Source organism: Nocardioides sp. NPDC023903 (assembly GCF_040639295.1).
Lineage (GTDB): Bacteria > Actinomycetota > Actinomycetes > Propionibacteriales > Nocardioidaceae > Nocardioides.
Map to the genome: position 1 here is coordinate 75180 of NZ_JBEZZS010000014.1, position 16154 is coordinate 91333.

The following is a 16154-nucleotide window of genomic DNA, read 5'->3' on the forward strand; positions in this document are numbered from 1 at the left end:
GCAGGTTCAGAAGCGGATCGCGTCGATGATCTTGACCCGCGCGGCGATCATCGCCGGGAGGATGCCCGCGATCGCGCCGACCGCGAGGGCGACGGCGAGGCCCAGGAACGCCGCCGAGAGCGGGAAGGGCGGGATGTCGTCGATGCCCTGGAGGACGTACTTCTCCACCAGCGGGTTCTTGACCGCGGCCACGGCCAGGAGCACGCCGACCACGCCCGCCACGACGGTGGCCACGACGCTCTCCATCAGCACTGAGAAGAACACCCGCCCCGTGGTCGCCCCGAAGCTGCGCCGGATCCCGATCTCCCGGATTCGCTGCTGGATGGTGACCAGCGCGATGTTGAGGAGGCTCAGGGCGCCGAGCAGCAGGATGATCCCGGCGATCCCGATGATCACCCACTTGATCGGGCCGATCGGGTCCTCACCGCCCCACGCCATGTAGTCGTCGCGCTGGGCATCGACCTGGAGGCCCGGCAGTTCGGCGCGCATCGCCATGCCGATCTCGCCGGCGAGCTCGTTGGCGCCGTCGATCGGCACCCACATCTCGTAGCTGGCGTCCGTGGGGGCTCCGGTCTGCCAGTGCTCCAGCGAGTCGGCCAGCATGAACGCGCGCGGTGATCCGTAGCCCCGCAGGCTCGTCACGCCGATGATCGTGGCGGTCACCGACATCCCCTGGCCCTTCAGGTCCACGGAGGTCGGCAGCTGCGTGCCCCGGAGACCGAGCTTCTTCAGGAAGGTCTCGTCGACCACCAGCGCCGGGGAGAGGCGCTCCTCGTCAGAAGCCTGCAGCCAGCGGCCCTGCGGCACCACGACCCGGTGGATGGCTGCGTACGCAGGGTCGACCCCCATCAGCTCGACCCGCTTGCTGGTGCTCGCGGTGGTCGCCTTGATGTCGTAGGCGGAGATCCTCGCCGACGCGTACTTCACGTCGAACCGCTCCGCGACCGTCTGGAACGCCGGCCGGACCCGCTCGACGGAGAGCGGCATGCCGCTGCGCTCGTCGTAGGCCATGACCGAGATGTGCGCCGGCCGCCCGTCGATCTCGTAGGACTCGGTGAACATCTGCTTCGCGATCTGCCCGGCCGCGACGGTCGCGGTGATCGAGGCGACGGCCACCGCCACGCCCACCAGCGACAACAGCACCCGGAGCCGGTGGATGCGCAGCTCCTGCCACGCCTCGACGGTCGAGGCGGCCAGGCCGGTGACGAGACGCGCCAGGTTGCTTCTCATGCCGCTGCCTCCTCGGTCAGCGGGTGCAGCCGTCCCTCGGCGAGCCGGAACCGCCGCCGGGCCAGGGCGGCGACGTTCTGGTCGTGGGTGATCGTGATCAGCGCCGCGCCGGAGTCGTACGTCGCCTGGTCGAGCAGCTTCATCACCATCGCGCCGGTCTCGACGTCGAGCGCCCCGGTCGGCTCGTCGGCCAGCACCACCGACGGCGTCCGGACCAGGGCGCGGGCGATGGCGATGCGCTGCTGCTCGCCGCCGGAGAGGAACTGCGGCATCGCGTCGAGCCGGTCGCCGAGACCGACCTTGTCGAGCATCGTCGCCGCGATCCGGCGCCGCTGCCAGAACTCCTTGCCCGAGGCGTACAGGAGCGGGGCCATCACGTTCTCCAGGGCCGTACGCCCCGGCAGCAGGTTGAACTGCTGGAAGACGAACCCGACGTCGCGGCCGCGGATCCGGGCGGCCTGGTGGTTGCTGATGTCGGTGACGTTGCGGCCTGCCCATTCCAGGGTGCCGCCGGTGGGCCGGTCGAGCAGGCCGAGGAGGTTCAGCAGTGTCGACTTGCCGGTGCCGGACCGGCCGACGATGCCGACATGGTCACCGCGGCTTACGTCTAGGTCGACGGCGGTCAGGATGTGCAGGTCCTCGCCGTCGGGCAGCTCGACCGTGCGGGCGACGCCGGTGAGCCTCAGCAGCTCCTCCGCGCTCACATCTCCCCCGCCGGCATTTCCTCGATCATCTCGTCGCCCATCCCACCGGACGTCTCCTTCGAGCCCGGGACGTACCGCAGGACCGAGTCGCCGGCCTTCAGCCCGCTGGTGACCTCGACGAGCTTGCCGTCGGTGACCCCGAGCTTGACCGGCTGCTCGGCCGGGGTTCCGTCCTCACCGACGACCCAGACGGTGCCGTCGCCGACCAGGCCGGTGACCGCCGCGACGGGGATGGTGACGACGTCGCCCTCGCTCTTGCCCGCGTCGATGGCCATGGTCATTGTCAGACCGTCGAAGACGGTCACCTTCTCCGGCACCAGGCAGCTGATCCGGGCCCCCGCTCCCGAGTCGCCCTCGGCCCCCGGCTCCCCTTCCATCATCTCGCCCTCGGGCGCGTCGTCGGTGATCGTCTCGGTCGCCGCGTCGCCGATGCTCAGGTCGGTGCAGGTGAACGGCTTCGGACCGCTCTCGATGGTCACCGTCGCCCGATCGGGGTTGGCGGCCAGCCGGTAGCGGTCCAGCGGCGAGATCGCCCCGACCGCGTGGAAGGTCGTGGGACGGATCGAGACGACGACCCCGTCCTCGGTCACCTCGCCCATCAGGTCGGCGGCGTAGTTGCCGACGATGCCGGTGGCCGGCGCGACGACGGTGTACCAGTGATAGACCGGCTTGGGCGTCGGCGGCTCGACCGGTGCGTCGTCGCGGTCGCCGTCGCCGGTGGCGTCATCGACGTTTCCGGGTTCCTCTTCGACCGGCTCTTCGACCGGCTCGGCCTCGGCAGGCTCCTCCTCCGCGCGCACCTGGAAGAGTTTGTCGCCCTTCTTCACCTTGGTGCCGGTCTCAGCGAACTTGTGCGCGAGCACCCCGGTGACCGAACTGGTGGCGGAGACCGGCTTGTCGATCACGATCGTCCCGTCGACCGTGAGCGCGTTGGAGATGGTGCCCTTCTCGGCGACGACCTCCTCCGCAGGGATCTTCCCGGTCGGCGTCAGCGGCGCCCCGTCGGCATCCTGCGTCGACCCGGTGAAGGCCAGCTTGAAGAGGCTGATCGCGATGGCCAGGCCGATCACGACCCAGAACGACTTGAAAAGTACGCGGCGCACCGCCGTCTTCGACATGAGCGGACTGTAGCCCCGCCCCATGGGTCGCGACCGCCGAATTTCCACCGGGTTTGTCAACACTCCATCCACGTACGTCTCGAACACGTGTTTGATCCCCTAGACTCCGGGACCCGAACGATCGACCGCCTCAGGCCCGGGAGACCCCCACGATGCGTCCCGACAACGACACGAACCGCGAACGGACGACCCCGACCGGCAGGAGTTCGGCAGGAGGGGGCCGCGGCCTCATCCTCTTCGGCGCCGTCTCGGTCGCGCTGATCTCGACGGCCGCCGCGTACGTCGCCATGGTCGGTTTCGGGCGGGACGTGCTCGCCATGGGCGCGATCAACGCCTACGCCTTCGCCGGCGTCTTCGAGCTCTCGCTGGTGACCGTGGCGCTGATGGCCCGCGAGGCGGCCCAGCAGGACCGGCCGGCGCAGACCCTGCTGACCCTGACCTGGCTGCTCTCTGCCGCGTCCGGGTTCTTCGCCGGCTGGCACGAGATCCACCTCGGTCACGCCGCCACCGCCGCCGCGTTCCGGTTCATCGTGCCGCTCCTGGCCGCCCTGATGTGGCACCTGGCGCTCGTCGGTGACCGCCACCTCGCCATGGAACGCTCCTGGTCCGACCTGCGGATGGGAGCCCGGATGCACTCCCTCCTGGCCACCCGCGTCGAGTGGCGCCGGGCCCGCGACACGGCGGTGCGGAAGCGTACGGCCTCCTCCCGCCGGAAGCTGGAGCGTGCGCAGAAGCGCTACTGGCGCGCCGAGGCAGTGGCGCTGCGGTCGGTCGCGCCGGGCGCGATGCGCGACCAGATCACCCAGTGGGTCGACGCCTTCGCCGCGGTCGCCGAGGGCACCCGCCAGGCCGACCGGCTGCCGATCACTCTGCCCGACGTCCACGAGGCGCTCAGCGTGCCGGTCATCGAGCGGGTCTCTGCCCAGCAGATCACCGACCAGATCACCGAGCAGAACGACGAGCCGGTGCCGAACGACCTCGCCGACATTCCCCGTGAGGTGCAGCCGCCGCGCGAGATCCGGACCCGCGAGATGGCGTCAGCCCTCGCCACCACCGATACGCGTCCCCGAGTCTCGAGCCGGGTGACCGATGCCGCCCGCACCGCCGCCGAGGTCGCCCCGGGCGCTGGGATGACCCCGGAGTTCAGCAACAGCCGCACCGCCACCAAGCCCGCTGAGGCCGACGGCACCCTCCTCGACCGGATCCCGTTCCCGGAGAACATCCCCGACCCCGAGCCGGCGATGGACTACCCCGACATCTTCCCCGACGAGATCGCAGAGCTGCTGGCGAATCTCCCCGACGACAAGGCTGAGGCCTCTCGGGTCCTTGTCGGCGCCGGCGCCCGGGTCCCCGATGTGGCCGCGCAGCTCGGCGTCTCGACCAGCAGCGTCTACCGCTGGACCCGGGCAAACGCCTGACGCTTCGGCGGACCGGAGCGACGCCTCGGCGTGGGAGGGTCAGCCCTCGAGGTCGGCCTTGAGCTTGGCGAGCGTCGTGGCCATGCCCGTACGCAGCTCCTCGGTGAACTTCTCCTGGCCGCCGAGCACGGCATTCGTCAGCGAGCGGGAGAGCGCGGAGATGCCGTCCGGGGTCTCGCGGCGGTGAGTGACCAGCGACCCCTCGGGGGTCTCGTCGATCTGGAAGGACCAGATCGTCGTGTTCTCGGCGACCCGGAACGCGAAGTCGGAGTGGGGCGTGAAGCGTACGACCTTCGCGTTGGTCGGCCAGTACTTCCAGCCCTGGCGGTTGATGTTGAAGAAGCGGGTGCCCTCCCTGACCTGCCCGAACACCACGGTCTTCACCACCTGCGGGCTCCATGAAGCCATCCGCGGCAGGTCCGTGACCGCGGCCCACACCTGAGCCGGCGTCGCGTTGATGGCGGTCGTTGCCTCGAGATCTGTGATCGTCGTCATACGCGGAACCGTACCGTCAGTATGGCTCGATGGACAGTAGGCGACCAGATGTCAACCGGGCCGGAACCGTTCGGTCAGGGGATGTTCCGTCGGCGTTCGATCGAGTACGCGACATCGCGTCCGGTACCGCCGTCGCCGTAGTCGCGGCCGGTGCCGCCATACAGACGGTCGTCGCTCCCGTTGCCGTAGAGCCTGTCGGCGCCGCCGGCGCCGTACAGATAGTCGGCACCCCCGCCACCCTGGATCACGTTCGCGGCGCCGCCACCGGTCAACCGGTCGGCGTACGCACCGCCAGTGACGTTCTCGATCGCGGACATCCTGTCCGAGCCGGCCCCGCCGGATGCCGAAGTCATGGTCGCCGTGACACGCCCGGTCGCAGTGGTGAAGCTTGCTCTGTCAGTACCCGACCCGCCATCCACCGTGTCGTTGCCCGAGTCGCCGCGCAGGACATCGCTTCCGCTACCGCCGATCAACCTGTCGTTGCCCCCGGCACCGACCAGCGTGTCGTTGCCACCGCCGCCGACGATCGCGTTGGCAGCGCCGTTGCCCGTCAGATTGTCCGCGTACCCGCCACCGGTGATGTTCTCGACGCCTGCCACCGTGTCGCTGCCGACGCCGGCGCCAGTGGCGCGGCTCATCGAAGCCGTGACGCGGCCCGTCGCATAGTCGTAGAAGGCAGTATCGGTTCCGCTGCCGCCGTCGACCGCGTCGTTGTCGGCGTTGCCACGAAGGTTGTCGTTGCCCGTCCCACCGAGAACCCGATCGCTACCGGTGCTGCCGTAGAGAGTGTCGTTGCCCTCGCCGCCGGAGACGACGTCATGGCCGCCCCCGCCGTTGATGGTGTCGTGGCCACCACCGCCGCTGAGCGTGTTGGCCCCACTGGTGCCGGTGATGGTGTCTCCATACGGCGAACCCGTCACGTTCTCGCAGGCGTAGACCCGATCCCTTCCGGCACCACCGGAGACGTTGGTCCCATAGTGCGGGTCCGCCGTGGTGAACCTGATCGCCGATCCAGCAGTGGCGAAAGAGACCGTGTCTGTCCCCGAGTCACAGGTCAAGCCCTCATCCCCAGGTCCACTGACGACGGTGTCGTTGCCGGCACCCGCCGTGATCCAGTTCGACCCCGAGCCACCGGAAATGAGGTCATCACCGTCGCGCCCGTCCAGCCGGTTCGCCGCACTGTCACCGCTCAAGCTGTCCCGATGACGGCTGCCCGTCAGGTTCTCGATCTGTGCCAAGGTGTCACTCCCGCCACCGCCAGTTGCGTTGGCCATCGTGGCGGTGACGCCCGCAGGTGCCGCCTCGTACGTCACGGTGTCAACGCCACCGCCGCCACGGATCACGTCGTTGCCGAGACCGCCGTCGATCGTGTTGTCCGCGTCGTCGCCACCGAGGACGTCGTCGAACCGGGTGCCGACCAGCCTGAGCCCTGAGACCGTTGGCATGGGGATCGTCTTCGTCGGCGTGGTGAGCGCCGGGTCGTCGAGGGCGTACGTCGCAGGCTCGTTCAATGCATCGAGTGTCAGGATTCCGTCCTTGTAGCTTCCCCGATCGCCCACCGCACAGTCTGGGGCCACCGTGTCATCGATGATGAACACGTCATTCTCGCCGCCTTGGATTCTGCACAGACGCCCCGGGTGGATGACATCGTTGCCACCAGATCCCCAGGCCAACACTCCGGGGGCGACAGTGAACGAGTCCCCGCTGCTGAAGGTCCCGTCGATGCCATTGATGGTGACTGCAGACGTTGCCCCAGAGATGATCCTGGCTGTTGGATCCACAAACGTGTCCGCGGCAGGGCCACCGTTCAGCCAGTCGTTTCCGGGACCACCGTCGAGAACCGCGGGCTCAGGTCCGGCATAAAGACTGTCGGCCGCTGAGGATCCGACGAGGTTCTCGATGTCGCTGACGTTCAGGTGCCCCACGCCCGCGTCATAGCGCACCACCTCCGAACTCGGCTGAGCAGTCAACGATACCGAGTGCTCGACACGGCTGAAGTCCAGAGTGTCGGTACCCGCGCCACCCATGTACGAGTCGTTGTTGATCTCCATCTCCACGCCCATGCCGCTGCCGTAGAGCACGTCGTCACCGCCACCGCCACCGAGATACTCGCTGCGTCCATCGCGCCCGGACAGCCGGTCGTTCTGAGGGCTCCCACTCACCTGGTGGAGAGCACACGGGACGCTGTCCATCCCAGCGCCGGTGTCCTGACGGGTCGCTGGAGACTCGATCTGGGCACCACAAAGGCTGGTGTCGACGGTCACGCCGACCGGCACGTCGGAGTAGAGCAATCGTCCGGTAACAGTCCCCTCGGCGACGATGATGTCATCGTCGCCCATCCCCGGAAAGTAGTAGTCCTGACCACCGTTGCCCCGGAACACGTCGTTGCCGTCGCCGCCGCGCATGTAGTCGGTGCCGCCCGCCCCGATGATCAGGTCGTCTCCACCCTCGCCGTAGACCTGGTCGATGTCACCCACGCCGCTGCCGCCGCCCAGTCCACAGATCACGTCATGCCCGCCCAGAGCGTGGATGACGTCCACGCCTGACGTACCGAGGATGACGTCGTCGCCTTCGGTCGCCACCGCACCCTCGCGGTTGAGGTCGACGGTCACCGGTTGTCCGGCACACGTCGTCGGGAGGGGTTCGTCGGCGCTCGCCGGAGCTATCGACGCCGTTCCGGCGGCAAGAGCAGCAAGTGGCAGGAGCGAAGCGAGCGTGGACAGTCGAGCACGAGACACCGGGCCTCCAGATCGGGGATCAACGAGAACAGCACGCGATCTGGGGACCCACGACGGCGTGACAGCTCAAGATAGGGGTCGGATACCCATCCGGACATAGTCCGATCGGGTCATTCCGAACGCTCGGACCACCAGTCCAGGAGCCGCTTGGCGGCCTCGTCCTCGGAGAGGATTCCCTCGTCGAGGCGCAGGTCCATGAGGAACTTGTACGCAGCCCCGACATCGCGCCCGGGAGGGATGTCGAGGAGCGACATGATCTGGTTGCCGTCGAGCGCGGGGCGGAGGGCGGCGAGCTCCTCCTCCTCGGAGATCCGCTCGATGCGGGCCTCGAGGGCGTCGTAGGTGCGGGCGAGGCGGTCGGCCTTGCGGCGGTTGCGAGTGGTGCAGTCGGCGCGGGTGAGCACGTGGAGCCGCTGGAGCTGGTCGCCGGCATCCCTCACATAACGACGTACCGCGGAGTCGGTCCACTCACCGTCGCCGTAGCCGTGGAAGCGCAAGTGGAGCTCGACGAGCGAGGAGACCGCCTCGATCTCGTCGTTGGAGAAGCGCAGCGCCTTCATCCGCTTGCGGGTCATCTTGGCGCCGACGACGTCGTGGTGGTGGAACGAGACGGTGCCGTCGTCATGGAACTTCCGGGTGCGCGGCTTGCCGACGTCGTGCATCAGCGCCGCGAACCGGGACACGAAGTCGGGCCCGCCACCGAGGCGCGCCTCCTGGTCGATCGACTGCTCGAGCACGGTCAGAGTGTGCTCGTAGACGTCCTTGTGGCGGTTGTGCTCGTCCCGCTCCATCCGCAGCGCGGTCAGCTCGGGCAGCACCAGCTCGGCCAGCCCGGTCTCGACCAGCAGCGAGAGGCCGCGTCGCGGGTAGGGCGCGCAGATCAGCTTCACCAGCTCGTCGCGGACCCGCTCGGCGGAGATGATCGAGATCCGCGACGCCATGTCCTTCATCGCAGCGACGACCTCGGGGGCGACCGTGAAACCGAGCTGGGCGGCGAACCGCGCCGCCCGCATCATCCGCAGCGGGTCGTCGGAGAACGACGCCTCCGGCGTCCCCGGCGTACGCAGCACCCGGGTCGCCAGGTCGACGACACCGCCGTAGAGGTCGACGACCTCACGGCCGGGAAGCCGCACCGCCATCGCGTTGACGGTGAAGTCGCGGCGTACGAGATCGTCGGCCAGCGATGTCCCGTAGGCCACCGAAGGCTTGCGGGAGTCGGACTCGTAGGCCTCGGAGCGGTAAGTGGTGACCTCGACCTGCCACGGGCCCTTGCGGGTGCCGATGGTGCCGAAGTCGCGGCCCATGTCCCACAGCGCCTCACCCCACGTACGCAGGATCTTCTCGGTCTCCTCGGGGCGGGCCGAGGTGGTGAAGTCGAGGTCGTTGTGCGGACGTCCGAGCATCGCGTCGCGGACGGGGCCGCCGACCAGCGCCAGCTCGAACCCCGAGCGAGCGAAGACCTCACCTAGGGAGTCGATGACAGGTGCGATACGGTCCAGTTCAGCAGTCACCGATCGCTGAACATCGGCGACGCTGATCGGGGGAAGCTGGCTGTCGGACACAACGCCGCAGTCTACGAGGACCGCACCCCCTGAAAGATATTCTCGAAGTCATGCCAGTCCGCCAGCATCAGGCGAGGCCGCCACGGCCACGTGGGCGAGTCACCGCCGCACTCGTCCTGGTGCTGCTGGCACCCCTTCTGCTGATGCTCTCCGCGACCACGCTGGCCGCTCCGGCCCGGGCCGCGGAGGAGCCCGATGAGCCTGACCCGCTGGCGATGAGCATCGACCAGCTCGACACGGTCAGCCTCGACGGCCGCACCAAGGGCCGGATCACCGTGGGCGGCAAGATCACCAACACCACTCAGGAGGAGTGGCACGGCGTCAAGGTCTACCCGTTCGTCGGCGACACGCCGATGACCACCTCCGCGGAGCTGGCCGAGGCCGCCAAGATGCCCGCGGACTCCCTGGTCGGCGAGCGGATCGTGACCGAGGGGACGTACGCAGCGATCCCCGATCTCGCGCCCGGTGAGACCTACTCGTGGTCGCTCTCGGTGCCGCGCAAGCTGCTGCAGGTCACCGAGGCCGGGGTCTACTGGTTCGGGGTCCACGCGCTGGGCGCCACGACGCCGAACACCGCCGACGGCCGGGCACGCACCTTCCTTCCGCTGGTCAAGGAGCCCAACAAGAAGGCCAAGGCTGAGAAGGTCTCGCTGGTCATGCCGCTGCGGCGCAGCGTGGTCTACAACGGCGACGGCAGCGTGAACTACCTTCCGGGCTGGACCCGCGACCTGGGCGCCGGCGGACGCCTCTTCCGGATGCTCGAGACCGGCGCCGAGATGCCCGACCTGACCTGGGCCATCGACCCCGCGCTGATCGATGCCGTACGCAACCTCGCCGAGGGCAACCCCGCCCGCAACCTGGCGCCGACCGACGAGGGCGAGGAGGAGCCGGAGGAGAGCGGGAGCCAGAGTGCGTCGCCCTCGGCCTCGGCGCTGGTGCCGAGCCCCTCGCCCAGCACCGACACCGACGCCGAGAAGGCGATCGACGAGGAGGCCGAGGCCGCGCAGAAGGCCGCGACGGTCTGGCTGGGTCGCCTCGAGGACGCTCTCGCCGGCCACAACCTGCTCGCCCTCCCGTACGCCGACCCGGACCTGTCCGCGCTCGCCACCACCGACCCCGACCTGCTGGCCACGGCTCGTGAGCACACCGCCCAGTCGCTCGCCGAGCTCGGCATCAAGGCGACCTCGGCAGTCGCCCCGCCGACCGGCTACCTCGACCGCGCCGCGGTCAACCTGCTCGAGCCGGGGGCGGTCAACCTGGTCAGCGACAGGATGTTCCGTGGCACCAAGCCGGTCGTTGCCGACCTCGACGGCCACCAGATGATCGTGACCTCCTCCGGCGCCGCGGCGGGCGGGCCCGGACCCAACGACCCCATCGACGCGATCTCGGTACGCCAGCGTCTCGCCTCCGAGGCGGCCCTGCTCCGCGGCTCCGGCAAGCCGCTCGTCGCGGTCATCCCCGACGGCTGGCACCCTCCGCAGACCGCGGCCTCGTTCGTCACCCCGTGGAACAACGCCGCCTGGATCGCGTCCTCGACGCTGGACGAGGCCGTAGCCGGGCACAAGCCGACGTCGATCACCGCCGACAAGCTCCGCTACCCACGCCGCGAGATGAAGGCCGAGATCTCCACCGACCGGATCGACACGGCCAACGAGCTCATCGGCGCAGGCGAGATGCTGCAGCGGATCCTGACCCACAACGACGAGGTCGCCTCCGACATCGTCAACGAGGCCCTGACCACGACCTCCTACTCCGCCCGCAAGGACGACGCCGACCCGGCTGCCGACGCGCTGAGCCAGGTCAGCTCCGAGCTGAGCTCGGTCACCGTGGACGTACCGCCGAAGGTGATCCTCTCCAGCATGAAGGGCGGCGAGTTCCAGGTCACCCTGAGCAACGAGCTCGACGAGCCCGTCACGGTGCGGCTGGACGCGATGACCGACGAGTCGCTGCGGGTCGCGACCTCCGAGCCCGTCCAGCTCGACGCCAACTCCAAGGCCAGCTTCAACCTCGCCGCGAGCATGCGCGACACCGGCACCCACACCGCCCTGATCGTCGTCACCGACACCAAGGGCAACCCGCTGGGCGCCCACGCCTCCGTCCCGATCCGCCCCTCGCAGGTGAGCGGAGTGATCTGGTGGTTCGTCGGGACCGGCTGCGCGCTACTCTTCGCGGCGATCGCCGTGCGTCTCACCCGGCGCATCATGAAGGCCAAGAAAGCACGTACGTCAGGAGTGTTGTGACAGCCACCGAGCAGAAGTCCGGCGGAGGCTCGGTCCTGGCCAACAGCGCGGTGATGGCCGCGGGGACGCTCTTCTCCCGGGCCAGCGGGTTCATCCGCTCAGCGCTCCTCGTCGCCGCCCTCGGTTCCGGGCTGCACGCCGATGTCTTCAACATCGCCAACACCGTGCCCAACATGCTCTACATCCTGTTGGCGGGCGGTGTCTTCAACGCGGTGCTCGTGCCGCAGCTGGTGAAGGCGCAGAAGAACGACGAGGACGGCGGGACCGCCTACACCGACCGGATCATCACGCTCGCCGGGCTCTTCCTCGGTGTCGTCACGATCCTCCTGGTGATCGGCGCGCCGCTGCTGATGCGCCTCTACCTCGGCGCCGACTGGTACAACGCCGATCACGAGGCCCAGCTCGAGTCGGCCATCGACTTCGCCCGCTGGTGCCTACCGCAGGTCTTCTTCTACGGGATGTTCGTGCTGGTCGGACAGGTGCTCAACGCCCGCGGCAGCTTCGGCCCGATGATGTGGGCCCCGATCGCCAACAACATCATCGCGATCTCGACCCTGGTGATCTACCTCGTCGTCTTCGGTCCCTCCGACGTCGGTGGCTTCACCACCGGCCAGGAGATCCTCCTGGGTCTGGGCTCGACCCTCGGCATCGTTCTCCAGTTCCTGCTGCTCCTGCCGGTGCTGCACAAGGTGGGCGTACGCTTCCGCCCCCGCTTCGACTTCCGCGGCGCCGGGCTCTCGCAGACCGCGAAGCTGGGCATGTGGACGGTGCTCTTCGTGGTCGTGAACCAGGTCGCGTACACGATCGTGACGCGGCTGGCCTCGACCGGTTCGGCCGCGGGCGGCACCGGTTACACCGTCTACTCCAACAGCTTCCTGGTCACCCAGGTGCCCCACTCGATCATCACCGTCTCCCTGGCGACGGCGATCCTGCCGCTCCTGTCGCGCTACGGCGCCGCCGGCGAGCTGCCCGAGCTGGGACGTACGCTGTCTCACCAACTGCGCAACGCGCTCGCCATCGTCATCCCGATCGCCGCGCTGCTCCCGGTGCTCTCCGAGGACATCGCGCACATCCTGTTCGGCTACGGCGCCGGCGCCGACGCGTTCCAGGAGTACGCCCCGACGCTGTCGATCTTCGCCGCCGGGCTGGTGTTCTTCACGATCCACTACCTGCTGCTGCGCGGCTTCTACTCGCTGGAGAAGAACCGCACCGTCTTCTTCATCCAGTGCTCGGTCGCCACCACCAACATCGTCGCCGCGGTGCTGCTGACCAGGGCCGTCTCCGCTGAGTACACCGCGCCCGCGCTCGCCGGCGCCTACACGCTGTCCTACCTGGTCGGCTCCGTCGTCTCGTACGTCGTGCTCAAGCGCACGCTCGGAGACCTGGACGGTCGCGGGCTGCTCGGGTTCCTCGCCCGCCTGGTCATGGTGACTGCGGTCGCCGCTGCTGCCGCATGGCTGCTCCGCACGGCGCTGGGCATGATCAACGACGAGCCGACGATGGTGCTGGCCTTGATCGGGGCCGCTATCGTCGGGGCGCTGCATCTCGGCATGCTGCTCCTCGGGGCGCAGGCTGCCCAGGTCAAGGAGCTGACCACGATGGTGCAACAGGTCGCCCGACGGCTGCGTCGTTGAGCACCAGTCCTTGACCACCATCGGACAGCCGCCTCACTGTCTGGCACGGTCTGAAAGAATGGGTCCGATATGGAGTTCACGCAATCAGGCGACGTCCTCGCCGGCAGATACCAGCTGACGGATCTGCTCAGCGAGTCCCGCGAGGGACGCTTCTGGCGCGCCCAGGACGCGGTGCTCGGGCGCCCGGTTGCAGTGCACGTCCTCGACGCCCGCGACGAGCGCGCGCCGCGCCTGATGGCCGCGGCCCGCAACTCCGCTGCCGTCGGTGACCCCCGGATGCTGCGCGTCCTCGACGCCGCCCAGACCGACCAGGTGGCGTACGTCGTCAACGAGTGGGGCGAGGGCTCGTCGCTGGAGAACGCGCTGGCCGCCGGTGGCCCGCTGCCACCGCAGCAGGCCGCCTGGATCGCCTCCGAGGTCGCCGACCTGCTGGTCCTGGCCCACGATCAGGGCCACGCCCACGGCCGGCTCAACCCCGAGGCCGTGCTGCTCGACGACCTCGGCGCGGTGCGTGTCATCGGCTTCGGTGTCGACGCCGCGCTGCACGGGATCGACCCCGACACGCGTGACTCCCAGCGGCGCGACCGGGTCGACGCCGTCGGTGTCCTCTACGCCGCCCTGACCGGCAAGTGGGCCGGCGAGACCCTGTCCTCGATGCCTCCCGCGCCCCGCGACCACGGCCGCGTGCTCCGTCCCCGGCAGGTACGCGCCGGTGTCCCGCGTCCGCTCGACGACCTGTGCGACCGGGTGCTGGGCAGCGGCGCCGACATGCCGCCGCTGACCGCGGCCGAGCTGCACTCCGCGCTCGCCGGCTTCTCCGGTGAGCCCACCGCGCCGCTCAACCGGCCCGCCGCCATCGACGAGGAAACCCAGGCGATGGCCCCGCCGACGCTCGAGCCGGCCGAGGCACAGGCCGCGTCGAACGCCATTGGCGTGGCCCCCGATGCCGTACGCCCCCAGCGGCAGCGTCCGTCCTCCCCGCCGCCGATGCAGGATCCGACCCCGTCGAAGCCGCTGTTCGCCGACGAGACCCCGGGCTACGTACCGCCGCAGCGCCCACAGCAGGCTCCCCCCGCCGCCGCCCGGCGGCCGGTGGCCCCGGATGCCTCCTACAACGGCTGGCAGGGCTCGTGGACCGGCGCCAACGTACCGATCGCCGAGGAGCCGGACTACAACGACAAGCCCGGCGCCAGCTGGCTCCGCATCGCCATGGGCGTCGCCCTCGTGGTGCTGGTCCTCATCGCCGGCTCGATCGCCTGGAACATCATCGGCGACGACCCCGACACGACCGCCGAGAACCCCGGCACCGGCAACAACGGCGGCGACACCACGGCTGAGGCCAAGCCGACCCCCATCAAGGGCATCACCGCCAAGGACCTCGACCCCCACGGCGACCCGCCCACCGAGACGCCGGACCTCGTCGACCTGGTGGTCGACGGTGACACGAACGGGCTGGCGTGGCGTACGGCCCGATACAACGACCAGATCGGCGACGGTCCGCGCTCGCTCAAGCCCGGTGTCGGGCTGGTGCTCAACCTCAAGGGCGAGTACGCAATCGACTCCCTGAAGTTCAACATGATCGGTGAGCCCACCGACATCGAGATCTTCGTCGGCGACTCCCCGTGGACAGACGACCCCAGCGGCGCTCCCGCCGCCAAGGGCAGCGTCGGCACCGAGGGTGAGATCAAGGTCGAGGACGCCCCCGAGGGCAGCTACGTACTCGTGTGGATGACTGGTCTGCCTCAGGTCGACGGCGGCTACCGCACCGAGGTCAAGGAAGTCCAGGTCCTCGGCACCTCCGTCTCCTGACCCGAGCCGGGATCTCTCGGCGTTCAGGGCCCTGGAATGTACGTGGCCTACGATCTGTTGTGCAGTTCGCCAGCCACACCTGAGGAGCCTCAAGATGCCGACCCCGTCGTCCCTGACCGACCCCCGCAACGTGATCGTCGTGGGTTCCGGCCCGTCGGGCTACACCGCAGCGGTCTACAGCGCCCGCGCCGGACTGCAGCCGCTCGTCTTCGAGGGGTCGGTGACCGCCGGCGGTGCCCTGATGAACACCACCGACGTGGAGAACTTCCCCGGTTTCCGTGACGGCATCATGGGTCCGGAGCTGATGGACAACATGCGTGCCCAGGCGGAGCGCTTCGGTGCCGAGCTCGAGCCCGACGACGTGATCGAGATGGACCTGACCGGCCCGGTGAAGGTCATCAAGACCGCGACCGACACCCACTACGCGAAGTCCGTCATCCTCGCGACCGGCTCGGGCTACAAGAAGCTCGGCCTGCCCCGCGAGGACGAGCTCTCCGGCAAGGGCGTCTCCTGGTGTGCCACCTGCGACGGCTTCTTCTTCCGCCAGAAGCCCATCGTGGTCGTCGGCGGCGGCGACTCCGCCCTGGAGGAGGCCCTCTTCCTGACCCGCTTCGGCTCCTCGGTCACCCTGCTCGTACGCCGCGACGAGCTGCGCGCCTCCAAGATCATGCAGGAGCGCGCCTTCGCAGACCCGAAGCTCGAGATCGCCTGGAACTCGGTGGTCGAGTCCATCAACGGCGAGCTCTCCGTGGAGAGCATCACCGTCAAGGACACCAAGACCGGTGAGCTGCGCGACCTCGAGTGCGCCGGCCTGTTCATCGCGATCGGCCACATTCCGCGGTCCGAGCTGCTCACCGGGCAGGTCGACCTCGACGACGACGGCTACGTCCTCACCAAGGACGGCACCACCGCCACCAACATCGAGGGCGTCTTCGCCGCCGGTGACCTGGTCGACCACGTCTACCGTCAGGCGATCACCGCTGCCGGCACCGGTTGCCAGGCCGCGCTCGACGCGGAGAAGTTCCTCGCCCACCAGGCCCACGCCGAGGCGGCTGCCGTCTCGGCCTGAGCCGTGCCTTTACGGTGGTGGTCTCGACAAGCTCGACCACCGTGGCGCCGGGAATGTGCAACACCTGCCCAGCGTTCTGACCACAGACCTCCCCAAACACGTCCCTACCGAAGAAGGAACCCATCGTGGCTGACAAC

General features: G+C 69.1%; 11 protein-coding genes and 1 pseudogene. 5 read left to right on the plus strand and 7 right to left on the minus strand.

Features of this window, described 5'->3' with window-relative positions; genetic code table 11:
* Positions 1-6: 6 nt before the first annotated feature.
* Genes AB0F44_RS16345 through AB0F44_RS16355 form a run of 3 tightly spaced genes read right to left on the minus strand, consistent with a single transcriptional unit; the run spans position 7 to position 3052 of the window.
* Positions 7-1230, minus strand: coding sequence for an ABC transporter permease (locus AB0F44_RS16345; RefSeq protein ID WP_357357114.1), 1224 nt, complete (start codon positions 1228-1230; stop codon positions 7-9).
* Entirely contained in the window at positions 1227-1934 is a 708-nt protein-coding gene (locus AB0F44_RS16350) for an ABC transporter ATP-binding protein (RefSeq protein ID WP_357357116.1), read from the minus strand. The genes AB0F44_RS16345 and AB0F44_RS16350 overlap by 4 nt, the downstream gene beginning before the upstream one ends.
* Positions 1931-3052, minus strand: a complete 1122-nt coding sequence (locus tag AB0F44_RS16355; protein WP_357357118.1) for a hypothetical protein — start codon at positions 3050-3052, stop codon at positions 1931-1933. The genes AB0F44_RS16350 and AB0F44_RS16355 overlap by 4 nt, the downstream gene beginning before the upstream one ends.
* A 152-nt stretch (positions 3053-3204) precedes the next feature.
* Between AB0F44_RS16355 and AB0F44_RS16360 the strand changes: the two genes are divergently transcribed.
* On the plus strand, positions 3205-4470 hold the full coding sequence (locus tag AB0F44_RS16360; protein WP_357357120.1) for a hypothetical protein: 1266 nt from the start codon (positions 3205-3207) through the stop codon (positions 4468-4470).
* Between the two features lie 39 nt (positions 4471-4509).
* Here the strand turns inward: AB0F44_RS16360 and AB0F44_RS16365 are convergent, their stop codons facing one another.
* The 4 genes and pseudogenes from AB0F44_RS16365 to AB0F44_RS16380 all read right to left on the minus strand — a co-directional run bounded on the left by AB0F44_RS16365 (position 4510) and on the right by AB0F44_RS16380 (position 9241).
* The gene (locus AB0F44_RS16365) at positions 4510-4965 is read right to left on the minus strand and encodes an SRPBCC family protein (RefSeq protein ID WP_357357122.1); all 456 of its coding nucleotides are present in this window, start codon (positions 4963-4965) and stop codon (positions 4510-4512) included.
* 74 nt (positions 4966-5039) lie between these two features.
* Positions 5040-7046, minus strand: coding sequence for a calcium-binding protein (locus AB0F44_RS16370; RefSeq protein WP_357357189.1), 2007 nt, complete (start codon positions 7044-7046; stop codon positions 5040-5042).
* Positions 7047-7334: 288 nt separating this feature from the next.
* A pseudogene (locus AB0F44_RS16375) lies at positions 7335-7703 on the minus strand (hypothetical protein); the annotation flags it as partial.
* A 110-nt stretch (positions 7704-7813) separates the two neighbouring features.
* The gene (locus AB0F44_RS16380; protein WP_357357191.1) at positions 7814-9241 is read right to left on the minus strand and encodes a CCA tRNA nucleotidyltransferase; all 1428 of its coding nucleotides are present in this window, start codon (positions 9239-9241) and stop codon (positions 7814-7816) included.
* A gap of 74 nt (positions 9242-9315) precedes the next feature.
* Here AB0F44_RS16380 and AB0F44_RS16385 point away from each other — a divergent pair, with 74 nt between their 5' ends.
* The 4 genes from AB0F44_RS16385 to trxB all read left to right on the plus strand — a co-directional run bounded on the left by AB0F44_RS16385 (position 9316) and on the right by trxB (position 16017).
* The gene (locus AB0F44_RS16385; protein WP_357357124.1) at positions 9316-11505 is read left to right on the plus strand and encodes a DUF6049 family protein; all 2190 of its coding nucleotides are present in this window, start codon (positions 9316-9318) and stop codon (positions 11503-11505) included.
* A complete protein-coding gene (murJ, locus tag AB0F44_RS16390) occupies positions 11502-13139 on the plus strand; it encodes a murein biosynthesis integral membrane protein MurJ (protein WP_357357126.1) in 1638 nt (545 codons plus the stop codon). The genes AB0F44_RS16385 and murJ overlap by 4 nt, the downstream gene beginning before the upstream one ends.
* A gap of 69 nt (positions 13140-13208) precedes the next feature.
* Entirely contained in the window at positions 13209-14948 is a 1740-nt protein-coding gene (locus AB0F44_RS16395) for a protein kinase family protein (protein WP_357357128.1), read from the plus strand.
* A 94-nt stretch (positions 14949-15042) separates the two neighbouring features.
* Entirely contained in the window at positions 15043-16017 is a 975-nt protein-coding gene (gene trxB, locus AB0F44_RS16400) for a thioredoxin-disulfide reductase (protein WP_350665375.1), read from the plus strand.
* The last annotated feature ends 137 nt before the right edge of the window (positions 16018-16154 follow it).